At 64.2% G+C, this 20,357-nt stretch carries 19 protein-coding genes and 1 tRNA gene; 5 read left to right on the top strand and 15 right to left on the bottom strand.

Annotation, left to right across the window (positions count from 1 at the left end; translation table 11 throughout):
- Positions 1–46 precede the first annotated feature (46 nt).
- The 8 genes from HG549_RS16865 to HG549_RS16900 all read right to left on the bottom strand — a co-directional run bounded on the left by HG549_RS16865 (position 47) and on the right by HG549_RS16900 (position 9,639).
- Positions 47–1,711: a cyclic peptide export ABC transporter gene (locus tag HG549_RS16865; RefSeq protein WP_170030692.1), complete on the bottom strand. Its 1,665-nt coding sequence runs from the start codon at positions 1,709–1,711 to the stop codon at positions 47–49.
- Between the two features lie 40 nt (positions 1,712–1,751).
- The gene (locus HG549_RS16870) at positions 1,752–5,036 is read right to left on the bottom strand and encodes an amino acid adenylation domain-containing protein (protein ID WP_256665940.1); all 3,285 of its coding nucleotides are present in this window, start codon (positions 5,034–5,036) and stop codon (positions 1,752–1,754) included.
- A gap of 446 nt (positions 5,037–5,482) precedes the next feature.
- Positions 5,483–5,558, bottom strand: a tRNA-Gly gene (locus HG549_RS16875).
- A gap of 64 nt (positions 5,559–5,622) precedes the next feature.
- Entirely contained in the window at positions 5,623–6,183 is a 561-nt protein-coding gene (pgsA, locus tag HG549_RS16880) for a CDP-diacylglycerol--glycerol-3-phosphate 3-phosphatidyltransferase (RefSeq protein ID WP_170030694.1), read from the bottom strand.
- Positions 6,184–6,216: 33 nt separating this feature from the next.
- The gene (gene uvrC / locus HG549_RS16885; RefSeq protein ID WP_170030695.1) at positions 6,217–8,040 is read right to left on the bottom strand and encodes an excinuclease ABC subunit UvrC; all 1,824 of its coding nucleotides are present in this window, start codon (positions 8,038–8,040) and stop codon (positions 6,217–6,219) included.
- A 6-nt stretch (positions 8,041–8,046) separates the two neighbouring features.
- The gene (gene uvrY / locus HG549_RS16890) at positions 8,047–8,685 is read right to left on the bottom strand and encodes a UvrY/SirA/GacA family response regulator transcription factor (protein WP_003251380.1); all 639 of its coding nucleotides are present in this window, start codon (positions 8,683–8,685) and stop codon (positions 8,047–8,049) included.
- A 63-nt stretch (positions 8,686–8,748) separates the two neighbouring features.
- Positions 8,749–9,138, bottom strand: a complete 390-nt coding sequence (locus tag HG549_RS16895; protein WP_170030696.1) for a helix-turn-helix domain-containing protein — start codon at positions 9,136–9,138, stop codon at positions 8,749–8,751.
- A 69-nt stretch (positions 9,139–9,207) separates the two neighbouring features.
- The gene (locus HG549_RS16900; protein ID WP_170030697.1) at positions 9,208–9,639 is read right to left on the bottom strand and encodes a GNAT family N-acetyltransferase; all 432 of its coding nucleotides are present in this window, start codon (positions 9,637–9,639) and stop codon (positions 9,208–9,210) included.
- 132 nt (positions 9,640–9,771) lie between these two features.
- On the opposite strand from HG549_RS16900, the gene HG549_RS16905 reads away from it, so the two are divergent.
- Positions 9,772–10,233, top strand: a complete 462-nt coding sequence (locus HG549_RS16905; protein WP_170030698.1) for a hypothetical protein — start codon at positions 9,772–9,774, stop codon at positions 10,231–10,233.
- Positions 10,234–10,354: 121 nt separating this feature from the next.
- Here the strand turns inward: HG549_RS16905 and HG549_RS16910 are convergent, their stop codons facing one another.
- Positions 10,355–10,741: a DUF488 domain-containing protein gene (locus HG549_RS16910; protein ID WP_170030699.1), complete on the bottom strand. Its 387-nt coding sequence runs from the start codon at positions 10,739–10,741 to the stop codon at positions 10,355–10,357.
- 127 nt (positions 10,742–10,868) lie between these two features.
- Here HG549_RS16910 and HG549_RS16915 point away from each other — a divergent pair, with 127 nt between their 5' ends.
- On the top strand, positions 10,869–12,485 hold the full coding sequence (locus HG549_RS16915; RefSeq protein WP_170030700.1) for an inorganic phosphate transporter: 1,617 nt from the start codon (positions 10,869–10,871) through the stop codon (positions 12,483–12,485).
- Between the two features lie 45 nt (positions 12,486–12,530).
- Here HG549_RS16915 and HG549_RS16920 read toward each other — a convergent pair whose 3' ends face one another.
- The 5 genes from HG549_RS16920 to HG549_RS16940 all read right to left on the bottom strand — a co-directional run bounded on the left by HG549_RS16920 (position 12,531) and on the right by HG549_RS16940 (position 16,718).
- Positions 12,531–13,226, bottom strand: a complete 696-nt coding sequence (locus HG549_RS16920) for a glutathione S-transferase N-terminal domain-containing protein (RefSeq protein ID WP_170030701.1) — start codon at positions 13,224–13,226, stop codon at positions 12,531–12,533.
- 109 nt (positions 13,227–13,335) lie between these two features.
- A complete protein-coding gene (locus tag HG549_RS16925; RefSeq protein ID WP_170030702.1) occupies positions 13,336–14,109 on the bottom strand; it encodes an OmpA family protein in 774 nt (257 codons plus the stop codon).
- A gap of 11 nt (positions 14,110–14,120) precedes the next feature.
- Positions 14,121–14,501: a DUF4398 domain-containing protein gene (locus HG549_RS16930; protein ID WP_170030704.1), complete on the bottom strand. Its 381-nt coding sequence runs from the start codon at positions 14,499–14,501 to the stop codon at positions 14,121–14,123.
- A 279-nt stretch (positions 14,502–14,780) separates the two neighbouring features.
- A complete protein-coding gene (locus HG549_RS16935; protein WP_170030706.1) occupies positions 14,781–15,278 on the bottom strand; it encodes a PaaI family thioesterase in 498 nt (165 codons plus the stop codon).
- Positions 15,279–15,335: 57 nt separating this feature from the next.
- Positions 15,336–16,718 carry an amino acid permease gene (locus tag HG549_RS16940; protein WP_170030708.1) on the bottom strand — a complete coding sequence of 461 codons (1,383 nt, stop codon included), beginning with the start codon at positions 16,716–16,718 and terminating at the stop codon, positions 15,336–15,338.
- 255 nt (positions 16,719–16,973) lie between these two features.
- Here HG549_RS16940 and gcvA point away from each other — a divergent pair, with 255 nt between their 5' ends.
- Together gcvA and HG549_RS16950 are read left to right on the top strand one after the other, a co-directional pair.
- On the top strand, positions 16,974–17,870 hold the full coding sequence (gene gcvA, locus HG549_RS16945) for a transcriptional regulator GcvA (RefSeq protein ID WP_170030710.1): 897 nt from the start codon (positions 16,974–16,976) through the stop codon (positions 17,868–17,870).
- A 235-nt stretch (positions 17,871–18,105) separates the two neighbouring features.
- Positions 18,106–19,356 carry an aspartate aminotransferase family protein gene (locus tag HG549_RS16950; RefSeq protein ID WP_170030712.1) on the top strand — a complete coding sequence of 417 codons (1,251 nt, stop codon included), beginning with the start codon at positions 18,106–18,108 and terminating at the stop codon, positions 19,354–19,356.
- 3 nt (positions 19,357–19,359) lie between these two features.
- Here the strand turns inward: HG549_RS16950 and HG549_RS16955 are convergent, their stop codons facing one another.
- Positions 19,360–19,662: a hypothetical protein gene (locus HG549_RS16955; RefSeq protein WP_170030714.1), complete on the bottom strand. Its 303-nt coding sequence runs from the start codon at positions 19,660–19,662 to the stop codon at positions 19,360–19,362.
- A 229-nt stretch (positions 19,663–19,891) separates the two neighbouring features.
- Between HG549_RS16955 and HG549_RS16960 the strand changes: the two genes are divergently transcribed.
- Positions 19,892–20,317, top strand: coding sequence for a hypothetical protein (locus HG549_RS16960; protein WP_170030716.1), 426 nt, complete (start codon positions 19,892–19,894; stop codon positions 20,315–20,317).
- Positions 20,318–20,357 lie beyond the last annotated feature (40 nt).

Raw genomic sequence — 20,357 nt, forward strand, 5'->3', positions numbered from 1 at the left:
CTTTTGGGGCCATTGTTTTTATGTGGTGTGAGGTGTTTTGCGTCGGCTACACCGACGCGGGCAGAACGGAAGAAGCGGTTGGCGCCGTGCTGATCGCACCATGCTCGTAGGGATAGAGCTGGCCGCCGTCGCACTTGAGCACCCGGTCGGCAACCGAGAAATAGTGGTCGTCGTGGCTGATGGCGATGATGGTCTTGCCCTGGGCCTTGAGCTCGGGCAGCAGCTCGCGGTAGAAGAACGCGCGGAAGCCCGGGTCCTGGTCGGCGGCCCACTCGTCGAGCAACAGGATCGGCCGCTCCTCGACCAGTGCCACCAGCAGCGCCAGGCGCTTGCGCTGGCCTTGCGACAAGCGGGTGGTAGACAACCCGCCCTGCGCATCGATGGTGACCTTGCGCTGCATGCGCAGGCGCTCCAGCCAGGCCTGGGCCAGCTGCGGGTCGAAGTCGCCCTGCGGGCCGACCAGGCGTTCGAACAGGTAGAAGCTGGAGAACACCGTGGAGAAATGCGTCCGGTACCAGTCGCGCAGTGCCGGGGTGATGGCGACGCCGTGCAGCTTGAGCGCGCCGGCACTGGGTTCGTAGAGGCCGGTGAGCAGCTTGGCCAGGGTCGACTTGCCGCTGCCGTTGCCGCCGACGATGAACAGGATTTCGCCCTTGGCGACGCTGAGGTTCACCGGCCCCAGACGGAAGCCGTAGTCATCGCCCTGCGCCGGGTAGTCATAGCTCAGCGCCTGCAGTTCGAGCAGCGGTTGGCTGGGGTCGGGCTGGCCGCTGTCGGCCATCAACCCGCTGCGCTCGTCGGCGAAGGCCAGGGTGTGGATCTTGGCCAGCGACACATTGCCCGCCACCAGCGTCGGCAGGCTGCCGATCAGGTCGTTGAGCGGCATGCGCAGGAACATCAGCACCAGCACGAAGGCGGCGATCACGCCATTGCCCACCCCCAGCCAGGCGCCAGCGGCGAACAGCCCGCCGGCCAGGGCCAGGATCAGCGCCACGGTCCAGTTCAGGCTCAAGGTCCAGTAGCGGTCGGCATGGACCTCGTTGCGCCGCGCATATTCGGCAGCCGGCTGCAGGTCGAGGGCATAGAAGCGCTCCTTGCGCCGGGCATTGAGGGCCAGTTCGAAACGCCCTTCGATGGCGCCCTGGTAGGCGGCATACAGGCGATCGTCGGTTTCCCGCACGCGCAGCATCAACTGGCGCATGCGGGCGAACCAGCCGTGCGCCAGCCAGGTGCCCAGGCCCAGGCCGACCACGCAGATCAGCAGCAACTGCCAGGACAGCCAGGCCATGTACAGGCAGCCACCGAGCATCAGCAGCAGGTTGTAGAACACGAACGGCATGCGGTTGAAGGCCTGGCCGATGCTGACGATGTCCTTGCTCAGGGTCGCATAGAGGCTGGCTTCACCGATCTTTTCCAGTTGTTCGATGGAGGTGTCGAGCAGGCGCTTGACCATCTGCAGGCGCAGTTCGTAGACCACCCGGTGGCCCAGTGCCGTCAGCAGCGCCTGGGCGCCGAAACCGAAGCCGAACAGCACGACCAGCAGGCCGACGAACATCGCCCCCAGGGCTGGGGTCATGCTGACGCTGCCGGCGATCAAGCGGTTGATCTCGTTGATCAGGCCGATACCGGCCGCCGCGCTGACCAGGCTGGCCAGCAGGCCCAGGCCGAGCAGGCCACGGTGACGCTTGAGCAGGGATAGAAACAAAGGCATGCGAAATCCTCGGGGTGGCCTGTTTAGCGGCGCAAATGGCTTACTCGAAGGCGAGCAACAGTTTTTCGATCTCGGCCAGCTCATCGACGACCGGCGTGCTGCAGGCCTGCTCGATCAACCCTGCCATGTCGGCCAGCACCGGGTTGGCGAACAACTGCGCCAGGGCGATTTCGCAGGCGAACTGCTGGCGGATCCGCGCCTGGATCCGCACCAGTTGCAGCGACTGCGCGCCCAGGCGGAACAGCTCGGCACGCGGGGCGATCGGCCAGACCCCCAGCACCTCGCGCCAGATCTGCGCCAGCCCTTCTTGCCACGGGCCGGCCAGGGGCGCCTCGTCGCAGGCAGCGGCGGCGTCCCATTGCGGCTCGGGCAGCGCCTTGCGGTCGACCTTGCCGTTGGCGTTCAGCGGCAGGCGCTGCAGCACCACGAACGCGCTCGGCACCATGTAGGCCGGCAGTTGCAGGCGCAGGCGCTGCTGTGCCGCGAGGCTGTCGAAGGTGCCGGCACCCAGGCACAGGTAGGCCACCAGCAAGTCCTGGCCGGCCGCCGCCTGGCGCAACGCGACCACGGCCTGGGTGACCCCAGGCAAGGCTGCCAGCGCGCTTTCGATCTCGCCCAGTTCGATACGGAAACCGCGCAGCTTGACCTGGAAGTCGCTGCGCCCGAGGAACTCCAGGCTGCCATCGGCGCGGTAGCGTGCACGGTCGCCGGTGCGGTACAGCCGGCTGCCGGCCTGCGCCCCTGGCGCCGAGGCCTGGGCAAACGGGTTGGGCACGAAGGCGGCGGCGGTCAGTTCGGGGCGATCGGCATAACCACGGGCCACGCCAGCGCCACCGATGTACAGGTCGCCCGCCACGCCCACCGGCAGCGGTTCGAGGTAGTCATCGAGCACATACAGGCGGTTGTTGGCCAGCGGCCGGCCAATCGGCAACACCGCGCTGGTCACCTGCTCGACCGCGTGCGCCGCCGACCACACCGTGGTTTCGGTCGGGCCGTAGACGTTCAGCAGCTGCACCTTGCGCGCCAGCAGGCGCTCGGCCAGCTCGGCCTTGAGCGCTTCGCCACCGCACAGCAGGCGCAGGCCGGCCCAGGCCGGCGAGTCGTGTTCGACCAGCATCTGCCAGGTGGCGGGCGTGGCCTGCATCACATTGATGCCATGGCGCGCCATCAACCCCAGCAATGCCGCCGGGTCCTGGCTGTCGGCGCGGCTTGCCAGCACCACGGTGGCGCCGTGGACCAGTGGCAGGAACAGCTCCAGGCCGGCGATATCGAAGCCCAGGGTGGTCACCGCCAGCAGCCGGTCGGCGGCGCTCAGCTGCACATGGGCCTGGATGCCATGGAGGAAATTGACGAACGCCTCGCGCTCGATGTCGACGCCCTTGGGGCGCCCGGTGGAGCCCGAGGTATACAAGGTGTAGGCCAGCTGGCGCGGGTGCACCGGCAGGCCGAGGGGGCTCTGCGGCAGTTGGCTCAGGGCGTCGTCCAGGGTTTCCAGCAGCACCACCCGGCCGGCATTGCCGAGCACCTGCTGCAGGTTGGCGCGGGTCAGCACCAGCCGTGGCCGGGCCTGGCCGAGGATATCGCTGTTGCGCGCAGCCGGTTGCCCGGGGTCGATCGCCAGGTAGGCGCCACCCGCCTTGTGCACGGCCAGCAGCGCTACCAGCAGCTCGGCTTCGCGCTCCAGGCAGATGCCTACCCGCTCGTCGCAAGCCACGCCATTGGCCCGCAGCCAATGGGCCAGGCGGTTGGCACGGGCGTCGAGCTCAGCGTAGCTCAGGGCCTCCCCGCCACAGATCAGGGCGCAGCGCTGCGGCGCGGCCAGCACCTGGCGCTCGAACAGCGCGAGCATGTCCTGCCCTGGCTGCAAGGCCAGTTCGCTGGCGTTCCAGCGCTGCAACTGGTGCTGGCGCTGCGCCGGTGCCAGCAGCGGCAGTTGCCACACTGGCGTGTCGGGCTGGCCCATCAAGCCATCGAGCAGCAGGCCGTAACTGCTGGCGAAGCGCTCGATGGTGGCCGGGGCGAACAGCTCCAGGCTGTATTCCAGTTCGCAGAAGATCCCGTCGGGGCGCACCGCGACATCCAGCGTGAGGTCGAACTTGGCGCTGTCCTGGGCGGGCAGGACGCGCTCGATGTACAAGCCGGGCAGGCTGAAATTGACCGCTGCCCCGCTGCTGAGGTTGAACATGGCCTGGAACACCGGGGTACGGCTGACATCGCGCTGCACGTCGAGGTGTTCGAGCAACAATTCGAACGGTGGCTCGGCGTGTTGCAAGGCATCGAGCGACTCATGGCGCAGCCGCTCGCACAGCGCGCGGCCGCTCAGGTGCGGATCGAGATCGACGCGGTAGACCAGGGTATTGACGAAAAAGCCCAGCAAGCCATCGAGTGCTTCGTGGTTGCGCCCACCGTGGGGCACGCCCACGGCGAAGCTGGGCTGGCCGCTGTAGCGCGCCAGCAGCAGCTGCCAGGCGGCCAGCAGAATCACCAGGGCGCTGCTGCCGTTGGCACGGCAGAAGGCCTGGACCTGCTCGGCCTGCGCGGCGGGCAGTTGCCAGCGCAGGCGTTGCCCGCGCAGCCCTGGCTGCGCCGGACGAGGATAATCGGTGGGCAGCTCGAGCACCGGCACCTGGGTGCCCAGGTACTGCTTCCAGTAGTCGAGGTCGGCCTGGTATTGCGCGCCGTCCAGGCGTTCACGCTGCCACAGTGCGTAGTCGACGTACTGCACCGGCAGCGCTGGCAGCTGCGGCGTATCGCCACGCAGCGCCTGGGCATAAGCGCTGGCCAGGTCGGCCACCAGGATCGGGTTGGACCAGGCATCGCTGACGATATGGTGCATCTTCAGCAACAGCCCGTGGCAGGTTGCGTCGTAGCGGATCAGCTCGACCTTGAGCAAGGGGGCCTGGGACAGGTCGAAGGCGGTGCCGTCCTCGATGCTCAACAAACCCTGCAGATGGTCGTGTCGCGCGGCCTCGGCCACGTCCGGGAACGACCGCTGGTGCAGGACGAAGGTGGCATCGGCCAGGATCTGCTGGCGCGGCTCGCCGTCAATCTCGATGAAACGGGTACGCAGCACAGCGTGCCGTGCGACCAGCGCGGAGAACGCCTGACGCAGGGCCTGCACATTCAACTCACCGCTGAACAGGAAAGCGCGGGTAAGGTTGTAGGCGGTGGAAAGCGGTGCCAGCCGCTGCAGGAACCAAAGGCGTTGCTGGGCGAACGAGAGCGGCTGCGGGCCGTCATGGGCGCGCCTGCGGAGCGGGTCTGGCTGGGCCTGGGCATCGCTTTGCAGCAGGGCCAGCAACTCATCGACATTGTCCATCGGCATGCGAATTCCCTTGTATGAACCGACTGGAATTGGGTGCGCGGGATCTTATTCGTGAATGATAATTGATGTCAATTAAGATGGAATACAATTCTCTTCCGCGTATCCAGGGCATGCCGAATGCAGCAGATTTATTCTTCAGGTGTGAGAGGATGCGGTAATACGCGGCGAGGACGAGGTATTGGGCTGAGCGACAGCAGCAGGCCTGGTATGCGAGAGAAAAAGCTCAATAGGTATGGCTAGTGGGCGATGTCACCCCTGGTACCGGTGACTGCCTCGGAAAGATGACGCCACTGGATGGCTGCCAGAACTTTTTCCAGCACAAAAGCAAACGCCCCGAACAAGTCGGGGCGTTTGTTGAATTGCCTTCCAGGGTGTTTTCACACAGCCTGCTGAGGCTCATGTTTCTAACAGCTACAGAACCCTACTGGACTCTGAAGCTCATAATTTGGAGCGGGAAACGAGACTCGAACTCGCGACCCCGACCTTGGCAAGGTCGTGCTCTACCAACTGAGCTATTCCCGCGTCGTGATGGGTGCCATTCTAGCGATTTCCAAAACGGCGTCAACCCCTTGATTCAAAAAAACTTTTATTTCTGCTCCGAGCCTTCGCGCAGGTGCGGCCAGGCCGCCAGCAGGTAGTGCACCATCGACCACAGCGTCAGCCCCGCTGCCACCAGCAGCAGTGCATAGCCAAGGATGACCCAGAAGGTCACTGCCGGTGGGTTGGCCAGCAGGATTACCAGCGCCAGCATTTGCGCGGCAGTCTTCCACTTGCCCAGGTTGGACACCGCCACCTGCGCCCGCGCCCCCAGTTCGGCCATCCATTCGCGCAGTGCCGAAACCACGATCTCGCGGCCGATGATGACTGCCGCCGGCAGGGTCAGCCAGAAGTTGGCGTGGGTCTGCACCAGCAATACCAGCGCCACTGCCACCATCAGCTTGTCGGCCACCGGGTCGAGGAAGGCGCCGAACGGCGTGCTCTGCTGCAGGCGACGCGCCAGGTAGCCATCCAGCCAGTCGGTAGCGGCGGCGACGGCGAACACGCTGCTGGCAGCCATGTAGCTCCAGTGGTACGGCATGTAGAACAGCAGGATGAAAATCGGGATGAGCAGGACGCGCAGGACGGTGAGCAGGTTTGGAATATTCATCGATACGACTGGCCGCAGGTTGAGCCCGGCATTCTACTCGCTATGCAGGCTGGCATAAATCGACTCGGCAAGCTTTTTACTGATGCCGGGGGCTTTGGCAATTTCGTCGACACTGGCGCGGTTGAGTTCCTGCAGGCCGCCGAAATGTTTCAGCAGGTCGCGGCGACGCTTGGGCCCTACCCCGGCCACATCTTCCAGGCTCGACACCCGCCGCGCCTTGCCACGGCGGGCGCGGTGGCCGGTAATGGCAAAACGGTGCGCTTCGTCGCGGATCTGCTGGATCAGGTGCAATGCCGGCGAATCGCCCTTGAGGGTGAACTCGTGGTGCACGTCGTTCAGGTACAGGGTTTCGAAGCCGGCCTTGCGCGTCACGCCTTTGGCCACGCCGAGCAGGGTCAGGTCGGTGAAGCCCAGCTCCTGCATCACGTCGCGAGCCATGTTCAGCTGGCCTTTGCCACCGTCCACCAACAGCACGTCGGGCAGCTTGCCCTCACCGTCGCGGATGCGCCCGTAGCGGCGGGTCAGCGCCTGGTGCATGGCGGCGTAGTCGTCGCCGGCGGTGACCCCTTCGATATTGAAACGGCGGTAGTCGGACTTCAGCGGGCCCTCCGGGCCGAACACCACGCAGCTGGCCACCGTGGCCTCGCCGCTGGAATGGCTGATGTCATAGCACTCCAGGCGCTGCGGCACTTCGTCCAGGCCCAGCACTTCGGCCAGTGCTTCGAAACGCGCGGCCATGTGCTGGCGGTTGGCCAGGCGTGCATTGAGGGCCTGCTCGGCATTGGTCACCGCCAGCTGCTGCCAGCGGGCGCGAGTGCCACGCACGCGGTGGCTGATCGCCAGCTCGCGGCCACGCAGGGTCTGCAAGGCTTCGCTGATGGCCTCGAAATCTTCATGTACCACGTTGACGATCAGCTCGCCGGGCAGTTCGCGCTCGGCGTTGCCCAGGTAGTACTGGGCGAGGAACGCGGCCATCACTTCGGCCACCTCTTCCTCGATGCCTACCTGCGGGAAGAAGTTCTTGCTGCCCAGCACCCGCCCGCCACGCACGCTGATCAGGTGCACGCAGGCGCCGCCAGGGTTGACGAAGGCGGCGATGACATCGACGTCGCCGCTGCCACCTTCGATGTACTGCTGGTCCTGGACCCGGCGCAACAGGGCGATCTGGTCACGCAGCTCGGCGGCTTTCTCGAAGTCGAGGGCCATGGCGGCCTTTTCCATCTCGGCATTCAGCTCGTTGCCCAGCTGCTGGCTGCGGCCTTCGAGGAACATCACCGAGTGGCGCACGTCTTCGGCGTATTCCTCGGCGCCCACCAGCCCGGTGCACGGCCCTTTGCAGCGCTTGATCTGGTACTGCAGGCACGGCCGGGTGCGGTTGGCGTAGTAGCTGTCTTCGCACTGGCGCACGGAAAAGGCCTTTTGCAGCAGGCTGAGGCTCTCGCGTATGGCGCCGGCGCTGGGGTACGGGCCAAAGTAACGGCCCTTGGCCTTCTTCGCCCCACGGTGAATGCCCAGGCGTGGGAATTCACCGTCGGAAAGAAACACGTAGGGGTAGGACTTGTCGTCGCGCAACAGGATGTTGTACGGCGGGCGACATTCCTTGATCAGGTTCTGCTCCAGCAGCAGCGCCTCGGTTTCGTTGGCGGTGATGGTGGTTTCGACCTGGGCGATGCGCGCCACCAGCGCGGCGGTCTTGGGCGCCAGGCCGGTCTTGCGGAAGTAGCTGGCCAGGCGCTTCTTGAGGTTCTTGGCCTTGCCCACGTAAAGCAGGCGGGCTTCGCCATCGAACATCCGGTAGACGCCCGGGCGACCGCTGCAGGTCGCCAGGAAAGCGCTGGCATCGAAAACTTGGGACATGAGGTTCTACAGGCTTGCGTCGACCATACCGTGGCGAACGGCCAGCAAGGTCAGTTCGACGTCGCTGGTGACCGAGAGTTTTTCAAAGATCCGATACCGGTAAGTATTGACGGTCTTGGGCGACAGGCACAACTTGTCGGAGATGATCTGCACTTTCTGGCAGCCGACGATCATCAGCGCAATCTGGATTTCCCGTTCCGACAGGGCATCGAACGGCGAGCCCTGTGGCTGGAAGGGTTTCAGTGCCAGCTGCTGGGCGATCTGCGGGCTGATGTAGCGCTGGCCGGCGAAGGCCAGGCGAATGGCCTGGACCATTTCGTCAAGGCCAGCGCCCTTGGTCAGGTAGCCGGCGGCGCCGGCCTGCAACAGGCGCGTGGGGAACGGGTCTTCCTCGCAGACGGTCACGGCCACGACCTTGATGTCCGGGTGGCTGCGCAGCAACTTGCGGGTGGCCTCCAGGCCGCCGATGCCGGGCATTTTCACGTCCATCAGCACCACATCCGGCTTCAGCTCGCGGGCCAGCTTGAGCGCCGACTCGCCCGAGTCCCCCTCACCCACCACCTGCAGGCCGTCGATGTCGGCCAGCATGCGGGTAATACCGGTTCGTACCAGATCGTGATCGTCAACCACTAGGACCCTAATCAAGCACACACCTCGTCAGCAGGGCGATTGGATCCCGCCACCTTAACAAAATTTTGCATGGTGGGCCTAACGCATTCCTTCTGTCAGAAACGCCTGACGTTCAGCGCTGGGCGGTCGCGCTGCCTGGGCTGGCCTGGCGTTGTCGGTCAACCGTGTCATCAGGTGCCAAAGTACCGCCTGATCGTCGCATGACAACTGCCGGAAAGCCGCCAGCAAACCCGCCTCATCCGTACTCAGCCCCGCCAGCGGTGCCGGGGTGCGCGTGCCGCTGAGCACATACAACGCATCCACGCCCTTGGCCGCCAATGCCGCCAGGTAATCGAGCCGCGGTGTGCGCCCGCCACTCTCGTACTTGCCCTGGGCATTGGGTTCGACCCCGCCGATATCGCCAAACACACGCTGGGTCATGCCCAGTCGTTCCCGCTCTTCCCGCAACCGCGGCCCGATTCCATTCATGGTGGTTCTCCTGTTACCGGAAGCCACTATGCCGATGCGTTCCGGCGACGACAAGCCATCATTGAGCTATCAGTCGATTGTACGCTGCATGCGCACGAAACATTCGTCCTCACCCATCTCCACAAAGCCATGCCGGCGGTACAGCTGGCGAGCCGGGTTGCTGCGAAACACCATCAAGCGCAGCAGTGGCAGGCGGCGCTGCCTGGCCCATAGCGCCAGCTCCTCCAGCACCCAGCTGCCGACGCCCTGCCGGCGATACTCGGGAAGCAGGTGCAGTTCGCGGATGAACAGGGCCTGGCGGTCCTGGCTGAGGCTGCAGTAGCCCAGCACTGCTGCGTCCCCTTTGACCAACCACTGCTCGCGCCAACTCCAGGCTTCATTGAAGGCTTCTTCAAGCCACAGCAGGCTGTATTGACTGTAATAGGGCAGCATGGCGCAACGGGTGAGATCGCGAGCGAATGCCAGGTGGGTGGCATTTGCAGGGGTCAGCTCTAGGCGCATAGTCAGCCCTCCGCCGAGGCTCGCAGGGTCAAGCATTGTCTGAGGCAAAAACTATCATTTTTGCCAGTTTAAAAATGCCCGGTGTTCACTAACCATAATCGCAGCAGCCCACCAACAACCTGGAGCAGCATCATGAAGGCCGCCGCTCGCTACCGCTTTGACAAAGAATCCCACACAACCGGAGCCCTCGCTAACGGCACTTATACAATTGCTGGCCAACCGGCCAGGGAGTTTACTGCCACGGACGGGGGTTTATTTCTTTTAGAAGAAGATCAAGAGTTGTATTTGTATTTCGGCGCTTCCTTTAACATACAAAATGATGACCAAGACCTCCGAATATCCCTAACCTTTAAAATACCTCGATCTATCCCAGTAGGCGCATTCCACCCTTTTCCGAAGGGGCCATATCGTATCGAATCCGAAATATTTGACGCCAACGATGGCCATCCTTACCAGGTTGCCGCCAAGGGCAACCTCAATTGTCGTTACCGTACTGACCATACCGTCGGGGCAGTGGCGAACTGTACGTTCCAAGAAAGCGAGGGCTATCCGGACATCGAGCTCCACGTCGCCAACATCGAAGCCAGAGGCTGACACGGGGCTGTTAGCCATGCACTTCATTTAACCTCACATTGCAGCATGGGCGCCATTCACCGTGGCTGAATATTCATTCGGTTGTAGCCGCGGTGGCTGGGTTTGCTCCCCTCCTCGTCCTCTACTGCAGATAGCACACCGGTGAACTAACCGCTTGTTGCCGGTCCGCTTCTTCCTCCAGCCAGTCTGCCAACACTTGTGCATTGTTATGGCCCTTGTCCTTGGCCGCATACAGCAGCGTCAGGTTGCCCTTGGCCGCAACGTCCAACAGCGGGTACCAGTACTCAGGATGCGCTGCCAGTTCCTGCCGATACAGGCGGACGAACGCGGCGTAATCCACCTCGCCCTGGTGAAACGCCTTGCGCAAATCATTTGATGGCGCCACCTCGCGCAACCACTGCCCCTGCAGGTCTTGCTTGCGCTTGTTGCGCGGCCACAGGCGGTCGACCAGCACACGCTGGCCGTCATCGTCCTCAACCGCATCGTAGACACGCTTGCAGCGAATCATCGGTTTTCCCTGCCTTTACCGTCTGTCTTGAGCCTAGATAATTCATTGATCGAGGTCACGGCCAGACGGCGAATTGTTTCTATGCTCAAGGGCTTCGGCACCTTTGCCAACGCCAACCGGAGCCCCCATGGCTACCCCGTCACTGGCCAGCCAGCCGCAACTGGCCCAACACGACGCCCGCCCGCAGCTGGCGCACAAGCCAGGCCGCGCCACCCTGATGTTATTCTTCGGCCTGCTGCTGGCCGGGCTCGCCTACAGCACCTGGAGCCTGAAACAGGATGTCAGTGCCAGCGGCACGGTGATCACCACAGTCACGCCATTCCTGTTGCTGGGCCTGGCGCTGCTGATCGCCCTGGGCTTCGAGTTCGTCAATGGCTTCCATGACACCGCCAACGCGGTGGCCACGGTGATCTACACCCACTCCCTGCCAGCACCGGTTGCCGTGGTCTGGTCGGGGCTGTGCAACTTCCTTGGGGTACTGCTTTCCAGCGGTGCGGTCGCGTTCGGCATCATCGCCCTGTTGCCGGTGGAGCTGATCCTGCAGGTCGGCTCGTATGCCGGCTTCGCCATGGTCTTCGCCCTGCTGCTGGCGGCCATCATCTGGAACCTCGGCACCTGGTGGCTCGGCCTGCCGGCCTCGTCCTCACACACCCTGATCGGTTCGATCATCGGCGTCGGCGTGGCCAATGCGCTGATGCACGGGCGTGACGGTACCAGCGGGGTGGACTGGGCCCAGGCCAGCAAGGTCGGCTATGCCCTGTTGTTGTCACCGCTGATCGGTTTTACCTGCGCCGCGCTGTTGCTGGTGGCATTGCGCGCGCTGGTCAAACGCAAGGCGCTGTACCAGGCGCCACAAGGGCAAACAGCACCGCCGTGGTGGATCCGCGGCGTGCTGATCCTGACCTGTACCGGGGTGTCCTTCGCCCATGGCTCCAACGACGGGCAGAAAGGCATGGGCCTGATCATGCTGATTCTGGTGGGCACCCTGCCCATGGCCTACGCGCTGAACAAGACCATGCCCAATGAGCAGGCGCTGCAGTTTTCTGCCATTGCCGAAGTCACCCGCCAGGCACTGGTACGCAGTGCCCCGCAGGCGCCCCCGGCCGACCCGCGCCAGGTGCTGACCGCCTTCATTTCCCAGCCCGCGGCCAGCCCGCAACTGGTGCCGGCGCTGGCGGCACTGACCGGCATGATCGGCCAGCAGGTCAAGGGCTACGGCTCGCTCAAGCGCGTACCGGCCGAAGCCATGGCCAACGTGCGCAACGACATGTACCTGACCAGCGAAGCCATCCGCCTGATCGAGAAAAACCAGCTGGTGGCCTTCGATGCCGACACCCGCAGCCATGTGCAGCTGTTCAAGACCCAACTGGACGACGCTACCCGCTACATCCCGCTGTGGGTGAAGGTGGCCGTGGCCATCGCGCTGGGGCTGGGGACCATGGTCGGTTGGCGGCGCATCGTGGTGACGGTGGGCGAAAAGATCGGCAAGAGCCATCTCAGCTATGCCCAGGGCGCCTCGGCCGAACTGGTGGCGATGTGCACCATCGGCGCGGCGGACATGTTCGGGCTACCGGTGTCGACCACCCATGTGCTGAGTTCAGGGGTGGCCGGGACCATGGTGGCCAACGGCTCGGGGATTCAGCAGCGCACGCTGGTCAACATGCTGATGGCCTGGGTGCTGACCTTGCCGGCGGCGATGCTGTTGGCCGGGAGCCTGTACTGGCTCCTGCGTCACCTGTTCTGACAGGCTGGACATGCCCTTGCAGGAGCGGCCGGTGCATCGCGGTAGTCAGCCAGGGATCTTCAGGCCACGCTGCACCGCTGGCCGTTGCAGGAACACCGCCAGCACCCGCTGCACGTGCTTGAACTGATCGAAACCGACCAGCTCGCGGGCGTTGTAGCGCTCCACCAGGTTGCGCACCCAAGGGAAGATGGCGATGTCGGCGATGCTGTAGTCATCGACCATCCAGTCCCGCCCCTGCAGATGCCGGTCGAGCACGCCGAGCAGGCGCCGGGATTCGTTGACATAGCGATCACGCGGGCGCTTGTCTTCGTAGTCCTTGCCAGCAAAGAAGTGGAAAAAGCCGACCTGGCCAAACATCGGCCCGATGCCGCCCATCTGGAACATCAGCCACTGCATCGTCTGGTAGCGCTGGGCTGGGTCGCGGCTCAGCAACTGCCCGCTCTTTTCCGCCAGGTACTGCAGGATCGCGCCCGATTCGAACAACGCCAGCGGCTGGCCGCCCGGCCCGTCGGGGTCGAGGATGGCGGGGATCTTGTTGTTGGCACTGAGCGAGATGAATTCGGCGCTCAGCTGGTCATCGTTGTCGAAGCTGATCTTATGCGGCTCGTAGGCCAGGCCGATTTCCTCCAACATGATCGACACCTTCACGCCATTGGGCGTGGGCAGCGAATACAGCTGCAAGCGCTCGGGGTGGCGCGCCGGCCATTTACGGGTGATGGGGAATGCGCTCAGATCGGTCATGCTTGGCCCCTGCAGGAATGAAAACTACCACTTTAGGGACAACGTCGCGGTTTGACCATCGCCAGGCAGCTGAGCGAAGGCGCGGCTCCCTGCCGCGCCCGCGTGGCGATCAGTAACGCGGCACTACAGCCTCGGCCCCCTGCGAGATGATGACCTCGACGCGGCGGTTGAGCTGGCGCGATTGCGCGTCGGCATTGGTCGCCACCGGGTACTCCTTGCCATAGCCGACGCTGGTGATACGCGCGGCTGCCACCCCTTGGCGCCGCAGGGCATTGGCCACGGCCCCGGCGCGGCGTTCGGACAACTGCTGGTTGAAGGCATCGCTACCGGTGGCGTCGGTAAACCCTTCCACCAGCACCTTGCGCTCCGGGTTGGCCAGCAGGTACTCGGCCAGTTGCCGGATGTTTCGCTGGCTGCTGCCCCGCAGTTCCGCACGGCCGGTATCGAACAACACATCACCGAAGGTCACCACGGTACCGCGCTCGGTCTGTTTGGCCTTGAGCGCCTGCAGCGCCTTCAGTTGGGCGGTGCGCACGTCCAGGCGCGCCTGGGTACGTTGCGCCTCGATACCTTGCAGGCCAGCTTCCGCCTGGCGCAGCAGGATGGTCTGCTCGGCGCTGTCGATCTTGCGCTGGGCCAGGTAGGCCAGCTGCTCGACGTCGGGCGATTTCCGGTCGTTCAGCGAAGCCCCTTCGGCCTTGCCCAGGGCGATGTAGGCTTCCTGGGTTTCCAGCGCGGCAATACGGCTGGATTCAGGCTTGCCCTGCAATACCGAGTAAGCTTCGCGGGCCTCCAGCAGGCGGGCGTTTTCTGGCGTGGCCGCGCAGCCGGCCAGCAGCAGGCCGAGTAGCGAAACCATGGTAAACAGTGGGCGTTTCGACATGTTGGTGTCCTTCAGTGGATGACGGTCTGCGGCGCTTCGAGCATTTCCTGCCTGAGCACCTCGATGCCTTTGCGGGCAGTGTCCAGTTGCTCCTGGCGTTTGCTGGCCATGGCCTTGCGTTCGGCCAGGCGGGCATCGGCCTCGGCCTGCTCGGCCAGCCGGCGGACCAGTTCGAGGTCGTGCTGGCCGAGGGCGCGCTCCATGGCGCTGAGCTTGTCCTGGGCTGCGCGCATCTCGACCGGGGCGTATTGCGTGGCATCGGCAGACACCGCGCGATTGACCGCGCTTCGCGTCAGTTCGATCTGCTCGCTGGGCATGAGGGCGCTGGCGCAGCCGCCGAGCAACATCAGCGAGCCGACGAGCACGCTTTTGACTGTGGATCTGGCACGCATGAAGGGTCTCCTTGAATGCGTCTGCACAGCTTTCGGGCACGGCGTTGCCGCCGTTGCCGGAGTGTCGATGCAGAAGGTTGGGCATGAACCAGGATGGCGGTGAGAAGCCCGCCCGCGTCAGCGGGCCGGGCAAGGGGGCAGCGTGAAATACGTGCGGGTCATCCTGGGCTTGTTGTGGTGAAGACGCGGCCAGAGTAGTGCGAAAAGCGCGAAGCCCAAATCGGACCTATCGCTGAAAGACGTGCGATTTTTCAACAGGCAGGCGGCATGGCGCCGCCCTCAGCCTTGGCCATGCGCCTTGAGCTTGAGCTTTTCCGTGTCCACACGCACAAACACCGAGTCGGCGCTGACCGTCAGTACATCGCCGGCCCAGACTTCGCAGAGCACCCGCGTCTTGCGCCCGACCTCACCTTCCACGCGGGCCTTGAGCAGCAACTCGATGCCCATCGGTGTAGGTTTCAGGTAGCTCAGGTTGAGTGTGCCAGTGACGCAATCGATACGCGGCAGGCTCCCCGCTTCACGGCCTTCGGCGCGGTAGTGGTAGGCCATCGCCGTCCAGTTGGAGTGGCAGTCCACCAGCATTGCCAGCAAACCACCGTAGACCAGGCCGGGCCAGCCGATGAAGGTGCTGTCTGGGGCATGCCGGCATAGCAGATGGACGCCGTCGGCGTCCCAGTGGCTTTGCAGGTGCAGGCCACTGGGATGGGAGCAACCGCAGCCGTAGCAGGTGCCGTCGGGTGCAGCCAGGGCCTGGAGGGAAAGGGGCTGGTCGTTCATACGCTTCCTGTGCTTGTTGGAATGGGGGCGGATAACGCCCCCATTTAAGCAGAAACATCAGGCTGGCTGGGTGACCGCCTTACCGCCTTTCTGGGTCAGCGACACCAGCAGGATGAACAGCGTCACACCTGCGGTCATCAGCGTCTCGTAGCGGTAGGCATCGCTGAACAGCATGTAGCCCAGGACCATGACGATGGTGCCGATCACCAGCCAGGTCAGCCACGGGAACAGCCACATCTTCAGCTCCAGCTGGCGCCCTTCACGCTCGGCACGGGCACGCATGCGCAGTTGCGACACGGCAATCACCAGGTACACCAGCAAGGCGATGGCACCGGTGGTGGACAGCAGGAAGCCGAACACCTTGCCGGGGAACACATAGTTGACCAGGCAACCGGCAAAACCGGCCAGGGTCGACAACAGCACCGCCACGGTCGGTACCCCGGCGCCCGAGATGCGCTTGGTCACGCTCAACGCCTGGTCACGGGCACCCAGCGAATAGAGCATGCGCGACGCGGTGTACAGGCCCGAGTTCATGCAACTGGTCACCGCCACCAGCACCACCAGGTCGACCAGCAGCTTGGCACCGGGCACATTCAGTACTTCCAGCACGCGCTGGAACGACCCTACCGCTTTCAGCCCCGGGTCGTTCCAGGCCACCAGCGACACCACCAGGAAGATCGACGCCAGGTAGAAGATGGCGATGCGGTACACCACCAGGTTGGTGGCGCGGCGGATCTTGTCTTTCGGGTTGGCGGTTTCGTCGGCGGCGATGGTCACGATCTCGGCACCGAAGAACGAGAAGATGGTGATCAACACGCCGCCCAGCACCGTGCCGAAGCCGTTGGGCATGAAGCCGCCGTGGTCCCACAGCCGGCTGACCCCGGACACCTCGGCCAGCGGCCAGGCGCCGAACACCGCCAGACTGCAGACCACGATGAAGGCGATGATCGCCACCACCTTGACCAGGGCGAACCAGTACTCGAAGGCACCGAAGTTCTTCACGCTGATCAGGTTGGTAGCCGACAGCACCAGCATGATCAGGAAGGCGAACAGCCAGGACGGCACAGCGGGGAAGTAGGCATGCAGGATATCGGCGCCGGCAATCGCCTCGACCGGGATGATCAGCACCCAGAACCACCAGTACAGCCAACCGATGGTAAAGCCTGCCCAAGGGCCGATGGCCTCGGAGGCATAGGTGGAGAACGAACCGCTGTTGGGGTTGGCGATGGCCATTTCGCCCAGCATACGCATGACCAGCAGCACCAGCAGGCCGGTCATGGCGTAGGAAATGAGGATGGCCGGGCCAGCGGTGGCGATGGCGTTGGAAGAGCCGATGAACAGGCCGGCGCCAATGATGCCGGCGATGGAAATCATGGAAACCTGACGGGAAGTCAGGCCGTGCTGCAAGGAGCGCTGTTTGTTGTTGTGTAGCGAAGCCATGAACAACCCTCGAATGGCTCGGCCGCGGCAAAGCGGCGGAAGATTGAAGCAGAATTCTTGTCAATTTCTGATGTTGGTTATTGTTGTTTTGCAGACGCTGGAAAAAGCCACTGACCTCCTCTTCGCACAACCGGTTGTCATCGTTGATCGAGGTCAGTATTAATCTATAGGTCGGGGTCAACAAACGACCTTTTCGAAACACATGATTCCGTTATGGAATGAACTCCTTCCTTTTTTGCTCGGTATTTGCCCCTCATGTCCAAACGCCTGATGCCTTCGACCACCGCCCTCCAGTGCTTCGAAGCGGCCGCGCGCCACCTCAGCTTCACCCGCGCAGCGCAGGAACTGCACCTGACCCAGAGCGCGGTGAGCAAGCAGGTGGCCCAGCTCGAGGACATGCTGGCGCACTCGCTGTTCCAGCGCATTCGCCGCCGCCTGCACCTGACCCCGGCCGGTGCGCTGTACCTCACCGAAGTGAACAAGATCCTCACCCAGATCGACATTTCCAGCCGTTACATCCTCAGCTACGGCGACGAGACCGAAGTGCTGCGCATCGCCACCCAGCCCACCTTCGGTGCGCGCTGGCTGGTGCCGCGGCTGAAGGGGTTTGGTGACCGCCACCCACGCATTCACCTGGACATCCGCAACGAGCTGGAGCCATTCGACCTGGTCCAGGCCAAGGCCGACATCGCCTTCTTCTTCGGCCAGGGCACCTGGCCCGGGGCAACCTGCATCGAGCTGTTCAGCGAAGAAGTGGTACCGGTGTGCAGCCCGCAGCTGCTGGCCAGCCACCGGTTCGACAGTGCCCAGGCACTGACCGAACACCGCCTGCTGCAATGCGTGTCGCGCCCGGAGGCCTGGCACGAATGGTTCCTGGGGCTGGGCTTGCACAGCCAGAACAGCTACCACGGGCCGCGTTTCGACACGTTCTACCTGTGCATTCGCGCGGCCATCGCCGGCTGCGGCATCGCCTTGATCCCGCGCTACCTGGTGGCCGAAGAGCTGAGCGAGGGCAAGCTGGTGGTGGCCTGGGACCACCCGGTGGCGAGCAATGGCCGGCACTTCATCGCGCATGCCGAGCATGCGGCCGAAGTGCCCAAGGTGAGGGCCTTCGTGCAGTGGATTCGCGAGCGGGTGGCTGAGGGGGATTGAGTTAACCTGTACCGGCCTCTTCGCGGGCTTGCCCGCTCCCACAGGTACTGCACAGTATCGGAACCTGTGGTGATGCTGTGGGAGCGGGCACGCCCGCGAAGAGGCCGGCGCAGCCAACACAACTCAACGGCCAGATCACGAATCCATGGAATGACCCCAATCAAATAATTCGTTTGCGGAATAACCTGCCGACACGCTTGGATAGTAAGAAATTCGAACAAGGTCCCGCGTGCCCATGAACCAGGAAAGTATCAGCCAGTCCATTGCCATCGTTCACCCGATCACACTTTCCCATGGCCGTAATGCCGAAGTCTGGGACACCGACGGCAACCGCTACATCGACTTCGTCGGCGGTATCGGCGTACTCAACCTGGGCCATTGCAACCCGGCGGTGGTCGAGGCGATCCAGGCCCAGGCCAGCCGCCTGACCCACTCCGCCTTCAACGCCGCCCCACACGGCCCGTACCTGGCGTTGATGGAGCAACTGAGCGAGTTCGTGCCGGTCAGCTACGCACTGGCCGGCATGCTCACCAACAGCGGCGCGGAAGCGGCGGAGAACGCCCTGAAAGTGGCCCGCGGTGCCACCGGCAAGCGCGCCGTCATCGCCTTCGATGGCGCCTTCCACGGCCGCACCCTGGCCACCCTGAACCTCAACGGCAAGGTTGCCCCGTACAAGCAACGGGTCGGTGAACTGCCCGGGCCGGTCTATCACCTGCCCTACCCCAGCGCCGACACCGGGGTTACCTGCGAACAGGCACTCAAGGCCATGGAGCGCCTGTTCAGCGTCGAACTGGCGGTGGAGGACGTGGCTGCATTCATCCTCGAGCCGGTCCAGGGCGAAGGTGGCTTCCTTGCCCTGGACCCGGCTTTCGCCCAGGCCCTGCGCCGCTTCTGCGACGAACACGGCATCCTGATCATCATCGACGAGATCCAGTCGGGCTTCGGCCGCACCGGCCAGCGCTTCGCCTTCCCCCGCCTGGGCATCGAGCCAGACCTGCTGTTGCTGGCCAAGAGCATTGCCGGTGGCATGCCGCTGGGCGCGGTGGTCGGGCGCAAGGAATTGCTCGCGGCACTGCCCAAGGGCGGCCTGGGTGGCACCTATTCGGGCAACCCGATCGCCTGCGCGGCGGCCCTGGCCAGCCTGGCGCAGATGAGTGACGAGAACATCGCCACCTGGGGTGAGCGCCAGGAGCAGGCGATCGTGCGTCGTTTCGAGCGCTGGAAGGCCACGGGCCTGAGCCAGTTCATCGGGCGCCTGACCGGTGTCGGCGCGATGCGCGGCATCGAGCTGGTGAATGCCGACGGCAGCCCGGCGCCAGCGCAACTGGCCAAGGTGCTGGAGGCAGCACGGGCCAGGGGCCTGCTGTTGATGCCCAGCGGCAAGGCCCGGCACATCATCCGCCTGCTGGCGCCACTGACCATCGAAGCCGCGGTGCTCGAGGACGGCCTGGACATTCTCGAGCAGTGCCTGGCGGAGCTGGGCTGACGGTTACAGGCCGAGTTCTTGCGGCGTGAGCATGTCGGACTCGAAGGCAATCCAGCCGCCTTCGAGTTCGGCGTGGCCGTTGACGATCGGGCCGTAGTAGGTCAGGCCGTTCTCCAGGGTCACACAGATGTGCGTGGCGGACTTTTCCGGGGCTGCGAGCGTACCGACGAAATGCACCTTCTTCAGGGTTTCGGTCACCGCTTCCAGGCCAACGCGCATGTTGGGGTTTTCCGAGGCCTCGGCGTCGCCACCACGGTCTTCGGCGCTGACGGTGATGGTGGCGATGTACGGGTACTTGGTGCTCAAGCGGGGTTACCTCTGTGGGTGTGTAGGCGTATGGGCGCGTAGAGTACGGCAGGTGGTCTCTATTGTCTCTACTGGCCTCTTCGCGGGCACGCCCGCTCCCACAGGAAGGTGCACGGTACCTGTGGGAGCGGGCGCGCCCGCGAAGAGGCCAGACCTGCAAAAGGTGATCTGCAGGGCCTGATCTGTTAGGGTGCCCGCCGATGCACGCCACCTACACGAGGATTGCCGAGTGAGCGCCGAAGAACCCCTGATCGCCGACCTGTTCGAAGTCGACAAACGCCTGTCCCTCAAGCCTGTGGTGGACTTCAACAGCTTCCTGCGCAATGCCTTCGGCGAAGGCCCGTGCCGCTGCCATCGCTGCGCCGAAGGTGGCGAGCAGAGCAGCTACAGCCATACCCACACCTTCACCTTCGACGGCCGCCCGTGGCACCGCCGCTTCGCCAGCACGGCCGCCAGCGACGTCGCCCAGGCCCTGAAAAAGGCCTGGCTGTCGTACACCAAGGCCGACCTCAACCTGGTCGGCAACCTGGACCTGACCACCCTCAAGACCTTCACCGAAGCCGCCCTGCACACTCGCCTGCTGGCCCTGCTGCCGGCCAGCGGCCTGGCCCGCGAAGAAGATGGCCAATGGCTGCTGCTGGCCCAGGCTGACTGACAGCCGGGCGGCACGGCAGGATTCTGCCGGTCTGCTAACG

It is taken from the genome of Pseudomonas sp. SK (assembly GCF_012975065.1).
Classification (GTDB): Bacteria; Pseudomonadota; Gammaproteobacteria; order Pseudomonadales; family Pseudomonadaceae; genus Aquipseudomonas; species Aquipseudomonas anuradhapurensis.

Coding starts and splice junctions, on each gene's coding strand:
- HG549_RS16865 (WP_170030692.1), bottom strand. CDS start 1,711: ATGCCTTTGTTTCTATCCCTGCTCAAGCGTCACCGTGGCCTGCTCGGC.
- HG549_RS16870 (WP_256665940.1), bottom strand. CDS start 5,036: ATGCCGATGGACAATGTCGATGAGTTGCTGGCCCTGCTGCAAAGCGAT.
- pgsA (WP_170030694.1), bottom strand. CDS start 6,183: ATGAATATTCCAAACCTGCTCACCGTCCTGCGCGTCCTGCTCATCCCG.
- uvrC (WP_170030695.1), bottom strand. CDS start 8,040: ATGTCCCAAGTTTTCGATGCCAGCGCTTTCCTGGCGACCTGCAGCGGT.
- HG549_RS16895 (WP_170030696.1), bottom strand. CDS start 9,138: ATGAATGGAATCGGGCCGCGGTTGCGGGAAGAGCGGGAACGACTGGGC.
- HG549_RS16900 (WP_170030697.1), bottom strand. CDS start 9,639: ATGCGCCTAGAGCTGACCCCTGCAAATGCCACCCACCTGGCATTCGCT.
- HG549_RS16905 (WP_170030698.1), top strand. CDS start 9,772: ATGAAGGCCGCCGCTCGCTACCGCTTTGACAAAGAATCCCACACAACC.
- HG549_RS16910 (WP_170030699.1), bottom strand. CDS start 10,741: ATGATTCGCTGCAAGCGTGTCTACGATGCGGTTGAGGACGATGACGGC.
- HG549_RS16915 (WP_170030700.1), top strand. CDS start 10,869: ATGGCTACCCCGTCACTGGCCAGCCAGCCGCAACTGGCCCAACACGAC.
- HG549_RS16920 (WP_170030701.1), bottom strand. CDS start 13,226: ATGACCGATCTGAGCGCATTCCCCATCACCCGTAAATGGCCGGCGCGC.
- HG549_RS16925 (WP_170030702.1), bottom strand. CDS start 14,109: ATGTCGAAACGCCCACTGTTTACCATGGTTTCGCTACTCGGCCTGCTG.
- HG549_RS16930 (WP_170030704.1), bottom strand. CDS start 14,501: ATGCGTGCCAGATCCACAGTCAAAAGCGTGCTCGTCGGCTCGCTGATG.
- HG549_RS16935 (WP_170030706.1), bottom strand. CDS start 15,278: ATGAACGACCAGCCCCTTTCCCTCCAGGCCCTGGCTGCACCCGACGGC.
- HG549_RS16940 (WP_170030708.1), bottom strand. CDS start 16,718: ATGGCTTCGCTACACAACAACAAACAGCGCTCCTTGCAGCACGGCCTG.
- gcvA (WP_170030710.1), top strand. CDS start 16,974: ATGTCCAAACGCCTGATGCCTTCGACCACCGCCCTCCAGTGCTTCGAA.
- HG549_RS16950 (WP_170030712.1), top strand. CDS start 18,106: ATGAACCAGGAAAGTATCAGCCAGTCCATTGCCATCGTTCACCCGATC.